The organism is uncultured Subdoligranulum sp. (assembly GCF_937890665.1).
In genome coordinates, this window is record NZ_CALADU010000237.1 from 1 (window position 1) to 7,899 (window position 7,899).

The following is a 7,899-nucleotide window of genomic DNA, read 5'->3' on the forward strand; positions in this document are numbered from 1 at the left end:
ATAGAACAAAGATGTGGGGGTCCATTTAGTCCAATAAAATGTCCGCAGGCCCTTCTCTGGTTTACTGTTATGCTCCTCGTCCGGAACAATCACCGTTGTAGTATCCACGGAGGCCAGTAAACGGGCATAGTTTTTCCCCAGGAACTTCAGTTCATACCCCTCATGGGTAACATCAACCTTATCACTTAAGAACTCTTGAAAGCGGCTCAAATCAAAGCTCCCGTCGCTGTGAAAGCAAGAGGGAAAGTATTCCTTCAAAATATCCATTTCACGGCTGTTGGGAGCAATTGACTCATTTGCTATCATAATATCTTTAACCATAGTGATATAATCCTCTCTTACTCACAAAGTCTTTCATATGCCCTGCGAACGATCTGTGCCATAAGCATACGCCGTTGATTCAAAAACTCCATATACTCCATGTGTTCAAAATCAGAGGGCAGCGCATGCTCCGCACAAGCTTTTCGGTATCCCTCTTCTCCTAGCTTCTGTCGATAATGCGCGACATACTCCCGTGGAGCCTTGTCCGAAATTTCAATATTTGTTGCATAGTCAAGATAAGTAAAGTTCGCAATCTGGTTTCTGTCACGGTCACTGGTAAACCCAATACCAGTCAGATAGTTCTTAGGGAAAATATGATGTTTGTCGATTGCGTTTTTTGTTCCACTGGAGCCAAGGACAAAATACTTTGATACTGGAGTATTGCTAAACAGCATAGGCGTATTCAGCACAATCTGTGCCGCCACATACCCATACCACGAGGGGGAAATAGCTGCTGCGCTGTTCAATTCATTGGGAAGGGTCAGTCTGAAGTAGTCATCAGTAAAGTGCGTTTCAATGACTCGGTCGATGTAAGCAATAAACTCGGCTGCGGTATGGATGTCGCGCAAATCCGCCAATTGCTTTTCTACCTCAGACTCGGTAGAGCCGGTATAAAAGTAGGTAATGGTACTCATAAAGAACCACTTGCTGATGCATTTCTTCAACTGCGCTGCGTCCAACTTGTAATCATACTTGGCAATCAAATAAAGGACATAACTAAATACAACCGCATTGGAAGACGCAATCAACTTATCGCTGATATATCCCGCCTCGGCCGCAATGTTGATAAAACCATGCCAGTTGTTTAGGTTCATGACTTTATCCAGCGCGTCTTTGAAAATTTGGAGATTCTCATGCCGGACCTCATCAGAAAACTTTCCAGTTTCCAGGTTTTTGCCTCTCAACAGCATATAAGCATATCTTAGGCGAGCCCGCTTAAAACCCACGCCTACTGCCATGCGGATGAGGTGAGACGGTTCAACCGCCAAAAGCGTATTGTAGGAGGTATTGGCAGCCGGCACTCTGGATGCTGCTGCAAAAGCATTGATTTTATCACTGGTTTCATTCTCATAAACCGAGATGAGGGTTTGGATAAAATTATTTTCTGTCAGACTCTGGCCGCCGGAATTGACGCGTACAAAAATGTCCGCTACATCTTCTTCGTCTGCATTATAGCTGATCTCCAACGTGGGCAAAGAATAGTCAGAGAGGTTGAGAAGTGCATTAATATTATCTTCGATTTTATCTTCTTCCTCGTCTGTCAATGGGGGAAGTTCTTTTTTCGCACGGCCTTCATTTGCCTCCTTTATAAAACGGCGTCGCAATGAACTGATAGAGTTATCCTCTTTTGCGAGAAACACATCGCTAATGCGACTGATCCATTCTGGATCCCGTTCATACGCTTGCGTCCAGACGGCAAATTCTTGAGTCAACGGATTATAAGAAATTTTAATCTCACGATCTAAAAAATTCTTATCTTTCACCTTTACTGCATACATTGCCGCCACAAGAGCTGTAAGGCGCTGCTGCCCATCAATCACAAGCTCTTTCGGCTCTTCGTAAGTTTTTGAGTTATCTCCGATGGTACTCTTCTTCGTTTCATAATCAGCAGGAGATTCCCACAGCATAATATAGCCAATGGGATATCCTTTTAGCATAGAGTCGAATAACTCACGCACTTTATTGTCTCTCCAGACAAACGGACGCTGCAAGTCAGGCAACCCAATGCGGCCCGTGCGCACATCCTTGACCAAATCCCCAACTTTGCTCGGAATATTTTTGAATAACTCTTTGCCCATTTAGAGTCTCCTCCAGCATTTTCTTACGGTTACTCTTTTCTATTGAAAATCTTATCATATAAAACATCCGTTTTATTGGATTTTCAATGCTTTTCATTTGGATTCTGTGCAACTCGGTATCGCATATGCTTCCCAGTCCCCTCTTTCACCAGCACTCCTTTATCCACCATCTCTCGCAAAATGAGGATTGCCGTAGCCTGAGATACCTGCAAAGCCGCCTCTACCTCCTTGCGAACAATTGTCCCCTGTTTTTTTGCCAACTGAAGAACAGCTACCTGGCGATCTTTTTTGCTCACGGCCTTCGACTGCGCAACCGGCTTCTTCTCTTCCACTTCTCCCGAAAAATTAGTGTTGGGTAATGTAATTTTAAAAGCATTATCTGTAACCTCAAACCGAGGTTTCGCCTCGCAGTCAGCGTAACACTCATTGATTCGAAGAATGCCGGTCCCATAAGCTTCAATCAGTTTCAAGCGATAAAATACATTTGCTAGTTTCTTGTTCCGCAGCACCGAAACGCCCAGCATGATGTCATCGAAAGTCAGCCCACGGACCAGACCTCCAATCGTAACAAATTCAATACGGTCATCAAAAATGCTGATCAGTGTGGGGCCGCTGAAACCATAATCCCGATGGGTAATTGCGTTGAGCAAAGCCTCCCGGACCGCTTCCTCAGGATAATTTCGTTTGTCAATGCGATCCAACCCCGAAAATTCTGCTCTTGTATGGTTGAACTGACTAATGTACTCGTATGCCTCCTCCAGCTGTGCCAACAATGAGCCGCTTAGTTCTTTTCTGTCGCGGAAGATTGTCTTTTTACTTCCCTCAAATACGGCCAGTTTCATTGTATGAACGCACTGATCTGAGAGCAGCAGACCCAAATTGGTATACATACCATCTTCTCCGATAATTCCCAGCGTTCGCTTTTGGCTTTCACCGAAGGGAACATTATGTCGTGCAAAATAGTCTTCTGCTTTGCAAAAGGTCAGCTGTTGATTCAGCGAGCGGGCATCTTCGTAACAGTCGCCACTAGTTTCCTTGATCATATTCAAAATGGCAGTTTCAGACGCTGGCACCGAGGAAGCTCCTTGACGCAGATAGACACCCTCGGGTCGGATTCCTTTTCCTGCCAGGTAATAGGGGCGCGCCGTCCCCCGCTGAACCGTAAGAACAACCACCATTTTACCTTGGATAAGTTCTACGCTGCACTCTGTAAACATGGTAACGTCCGGGCGAATCGAATCTCTGATCATATTGGTAATGCGAAGCTGAACGTCATCCACATTGTCAATGCCTTGAACGCTGCCATCGTCATTAATGCCAATATAAATTTTTCCGCCGTCTGTATTGGCAAAAGCAACCACGGTGTACCGAATATCATCCACATATTCACGCTTAAACTCTGTGGTTTTTCCTTCCATCATGAGGCAGCCCTCCATGCTAATAATCCGTTCTAATCATTATTATAATCATGATTAGAAGTAAATCAATCGGTATAAACAACATATTATCCATAATATTTTTTACAAGCTATAATTCATACCCAATTTATAGTTACAGTTATCATAAATATTACACTCGCTATTGCCGTACTTCATCCTATCCGTAAGATAACTAAATTGAAGATTGCCCAAATCACCCCGGATTTTTAATATAAATCTCTACCATAGCAGGATAATTTTTGAATTTAACAAGAGAAGGAAGGCGTCTTGCACCTTCCTTCTCTTGCTTATTATTCATTTTCCAAGATTGGCTCTTTCTCCGCATCCCCACGGTAACAAAACTCTTCGTTGATCTTAATGACAACCACTGTCATAATCATGAGAAGTTCTATATAATCGCTGTACTGCGTTTTTTCATCATCCGGATATGTTCCATGCACATATTTATTCCGCAGCTGAAGCCCATTGCTATATTCAGCCTGATTCAGTATGTAGTTTAAATAATGCTGTTCCGGTTTTGAAAAGAGTGACGATTCATACCGAATCCACCCTTCGTTTTCCATTTGATCTAACGTACCTTGGAAACGCTGCACATACCCGCTTACAACAACTTCCCTATCGTACAGAATCTTTAAAATCGCAACCCGATCCGGTTCCGCACGTAAAATTCTACATTCATCTTCGATAATACAATGATTCTGTATTAACCATTGCAGTCTTGGCACTTGGAATGCATGGAAATCATCCAGCACAACTTCTTCCTTCGTAATCAAGTCGTAAAGTGTACTATATTGTTTTTCTCCTTTTTCAGTAATCCCCATTACAGCCTGATCAGAGAATAATAAAGATTGCGCAAATTCACAGTCTTTGGAGGCCTCGTAAATATATTTTCGTTCTCTCAGACTTGGCAATGCACTTAGCTTTTCTGCGTCAGCAGACATATGTAACAATTCATGATTAATTTTTCCGTCCTGGCAATACAGCGCATATTGTTTGAATACACGTTCCATTTCTGTCGCCAACATCTTCACTTTTTCCAAGACTGTTGCGCTGGAAGAACACTTGGCATACTTAAAATTCTCGACACCAAATTCTTCTTTGAGGTATGTTTCAAAAAACCACTGGAATACGCGTTCCAACTCAATTTCATGCTTGGCCAACAAATTTGTATAGGCCACCATCTGAAGAAAAAAGATGTTGTGCCGTTGCTGGTAACCTATTCCAAACCGATACTCACTTTCACTATGCACCCCCACTAGTTTTTCCATGGGCGACATTTCTGAACTTACTGCAGGAAAGCGGCTTTCACATGTAGAGTCAGTATATCCAAACAAATAAATGAAGTTGTTCAAAAGAGTCGGATAGTCGAGATTTTCTTCCACCCAATTTTGATCGTATTTTGCCTCTATGTTTCCTCCATTCCTTTTGTAAGAACAGCCTTCCGGATTATCTACGTTTGTAAATTCGACCGAGCATCCAAATTCCATGCCTTTGTTATGTTTAAAATGTTCTTCCCAGTAATGTGCCAAAGCCTTTTTTGCCTGATATTTTAATTGTGCCGAAATCGGCAATTCTTTTTTCCCTTTTGCCGACACAATCAATTCCAGATAATTGGGATTGGCCTGATCTGATTCAACATATTCTTTCAATATTTTTTCCTTGTCAGGGATGGTCAAGGACCCTGGGAAATACAGTTTTCTTTGATCTTTTCGATTCTCCAAATATCCCGACAGCAATACTTCCGCGCAATCTTTTCGTTGTTTCATGTACGTAGCCAGTGCTTCATCGTACCTTTTCACAACACCTTTTTGACAAATGATGTTCTCCAGCAAGGGGTCTGTTTCCAGATATTGAGCAAAGCATTCCGCCGTCACCTGCTCCCACGCTTTGTGGTTTGCAAACTCTTCCCAAAAGTCATCTTTGTACTGCCAATCCACCTGCTCACAGACTTCAATAAAATTCAGGTCAGTTACTCCCTGCCAGAATTTTCCCATCGGAGCTTTTAGCTTTTCAGCCATACCTTTCAGCTTTTCCAGGTATTCTGGGCTCCAACTTTCCAGTCCTCTCCCGCACCGAAACAATTTAAGAATATTGGCAAACTCCAATGCCTCATTTACATCCTCACAAGAAGGGTTCGATAAAAGTGCCAACAATTTTTGTTCCGCTTGTTGCAAAGAACGACCAGTGCTCATATCCGCATCACTATAAAATTTAATTCGGTCCATATTTACACCTGTCTATCTGGTACTTGATAAAGTTTTTGAGTACAGTTTTCTGGCCACCTGATTTTCCATTCAAAATATTCGTGCTGTGTGATTTCCCCAAGTTGCAATTTCTTCTGTATCACAGCCCAATCTCGCAAAAAATCATCCAGTATCGTATCATCAAACCACATCGCCGTTGGACAGCGAGGTGGCCAATTGTCATTATCTTCGTACCGCAAGGAAAAATCTAAATTCTTATTATATTGTGTAGCCTCACGTTGTGTAAGTACCAGATGAATAATCCCCGGCACTTCTTCATCCAACCAGAACAGCTGCTCTAAAACATCAACAGCTGCGCCGTTTCCGCCTTCTGACAAGGCCATCGCGGATACGTTCAGTACTTCAGCCATCTTCTCCAGCAGTGGCTTTTTGGGAATCCGGTACCCCATCTCATACTGGGCGATACGGTTGGCGCCGCCTGCGCCCAATCCGATCTTTTCGCCCAGTTCCTTCTGTGTCATCTGCCGATGGCGGCGTATCCGCTTGATTTTTTCGCCGGTCGTCACGGTTTTGCTCCTCTCCAAGCTGTTATCGCGTCCACGGATTTCCCGTGGGCGCGTCTTTTTGTATTCATTGTACCCTACCTGTCCCCGTTTTACAAGAAAATTGTAACAAATTTGCGAAATATATTGACGTTCGCACTTTTGCGAATTATAATATCCTTATCAAATTTGCGAAAGTTCAATAGAATGCCCGCAAATGATTACAGAAGGGAGATTTGCCTATGATTATCCAATCCGTACACTTCCATTCTATGAGGGTCGCATGTCTGCGAAACGCCTCATCCCGGAAAAAGAGCTGAAAGCCTGCTATGGCCTGCTGTTTGCCGACTATCCCGATGTGGTAACGGTCCGGCAACTGCAAACTATGTTGGGCATCAGCCGTCATGCGGCGTATGATCTGCTGGGAGAAGGGGAAATCGGAGCCCTCAAACTGGGCAACGCCTACAAGATTCCCAAAATCAACGTCATCCGCTATCTGCTAACCAATGCACACGGGGCGGGTTTTGCCGGGCAAGACCTGCAAAGTGAATCATAGCATGATTCACTGGAAATCCGCCGCAGGAAAAGTGAATCATAGCATGATTCACTTTCTGCTGTATTGCGGCCAAAGGTATCTTAACAAGATTCACGCAAGCGATTTTCCCGACAAAGTGAATCGTATTAAGATTCACTCCGTACCTGCGCCCAAATCCGCGCCGTGCCGCGCGCCGCCGGGCGGCGGGCACGTCACCCGCATTGTCGCAAAGGTCGCGCCACAGGGCCTCGTTTGGCGGCCTGTGGCCCAGCAAGAAGGAGGCGTATGCCATGCAGAGAAACGAACCTATTGATGCTGAAACTCTACTTTCCACCCCGCTGCCGCCGGTGCGGTGGCTGATTCCCGGCCTGCTGCCCGCCGGGCTTTCCTTGTTGGCCGGTGCCAGCAAGGCAGGCAAAAGTTGGCTGTGCCTGTGGCTTTGCCTGCAGCTGGCCCGGGGCGGCGAGATCTGGGGCCGCACCACTCAGCCGCAGACCGTGCTGTACCTCTGTCTGGAGGACACCTACGCCCGCATCCAGGGGCGTTTGTTCCGCCTGACCGAGGACCCCGTTCCCAGCCGGTTGTACTTCCAGACCGGAAGCTGCGCCATCGGGGACGGGCTGGAACTCCAGATTGAAAAATTTCTGTCCCAACACCCCGAAACCGGGCTGGTGGTTATCGACACCTTGCAGAAGGTCCGCACCGCCGACCCGAACAACGGCGCTTACGCCAGCGATTACCAGGATATGAGCGCGCTGAAATCCCTGGCGGACCGCCGTGGTATCGGGTTGCTGCTGGTGCATCATCTGCGCAAACAGGGCGCATCCGACCCGTTCCAGCAGATTTCCGGGTCCAACGGCCTGATGGGTGCCGCCGACACCATCTGGCTGCTGCAGCGCCAGCGGATGAGCGACACGGCCCGGCTGCTGGTGACGGGCCGTGACATGGACAGCTGCACCCTCCACCTGCAGACCCGGGATTGCATCTGGCAGCTGTTGGAGGAGGAAACCGCCGAGGAGCAGGTCCGGAAGTCCGTTCCGGACTATCTGTGGCGGGCGG

At 45.9% G+C, this 7,899-nt stretch carries 6 protein-coding genes and 1 pseudogene; 2 read left to right on the forward strand and 5 right to left on the reverse strand.

What is annotated here, in order from left to right:
* The 5 genes and pseudogenes from Q0526_RS13270 to Q0526_RS13290 form a co-directional block, all read right to left on the reverse strand.
* Nucleotides 1–321 (reverse strand): annotated as a pseudogene (locus Q0526_RS13270) (hypothetical protein); the annotation flags it as partial.
* 17 nt (nt 322–338) lie between these two features.
* Nucleotides 339–2,120 (reverse strand): DUF262 domain-containing protein, encoded by a 1,782-nt coding sequence (locus tag Q0526_RS13275; protein WP_298734460.1) that lies wholly within the window; start codon nt 2,118–2,120, stop codon nt 339–341.
* Nucleotides 2,121–2,203: 83 nt separating this feature from the next.
* The gene (locus tag Q0526_RS13280; RefSeq protein WP_298734463.1) at nt 2,204–3,541 is read right to left on the reverse strand and encodes an RNA-binding domain-containing protein; all 1,338 of its coding nucleotides are present in this window, start codon (nt 3,539–3,541) and stop codon (nt 2,204–2,206) included.
* A 308-nt stretch (nt 3,542–3,849) separates the two neighbouring features.
* On the reverse strand, nt 3,850–5,784 hold the full coding sequence (locus Q0526_RS13285) for a hypothetical protein (RefSeq protein WP_298734465.1): 1,935 nt from the start codon (nt 5,782–5,784) through the stop codon (nt 3,850–3,852).
* 2 nt (nt 5,785–5,786) lie between these two features.
* Entirely contained in the window at nt 5,787–6,329 is a 543-nt protein-coding gene (locus Q0526_RS13290; RefSeq protein WP_298734467.1) for a helix-turn-helix transcriptional regulator, read from the reverse strand.
* Between the two features lie 259 nt (nt 6,330–6,588).
* Here Q0526_RS13290 and Q0526_RS13295 point away from each other — a divergent pair, with 259 nt between their 5' ends.
* Both Q0526_RS13295 and Q0526_RS13300 read left to right on the forward strand, forming a co-directional pair.
* Complete coding sequence (locus tag Q0526_RS13295) at nt 6,589–6,861, forward strand: helix-turn-helix domain-containing protein (protein WP_298734469.1); 273 nt, start codon at nt 6,589–6,591, stop codon at nt 6,859–6,861.
* Nucleotides 6,862–7,130: 269 nt separating this feature from the next.
* The coding region (locus Q0526_RS13300; RefSeq protein ID WP_298734471.1) for an AAA family ATPase at nt 7,131–7,899 on the forward strand (769 nt) is incomplete at its 3' end.

Excerpts from the sequence above, each read along its gene's own strand:
- Q0526_RS13285 (WP_298734465.1), bottom strand. The coding sequence starts at position 5,784 with ATGGACCGAATTAAATTTTATAGTGATGCGGATATGAGCACTGGTCGT.
- Q0526_RS13280 (WP_298734463.1), bottom strand. The coding sequence starts at position 3,541 with ATGATGGAAGGAAAAACCACAGAGTTTAAGCGTGAATATGTGGATGAT.
- Q0526_RS13275 (WP_298734460.1), bottom strand. The coding sequence starts at position 2,120 with ATGGGCAAAGAGTTATTCAAAAATATTCCGAGCAAAGTTGGGGATTTG.
- Q0526_RS13295 (WP_298734469.1), top strand. The coding sequence starts at position 6,589 with ATGTCTGCGAAACGCCTCATCCCGGAAAAAGAGCTGAAAGCCTGCTAT.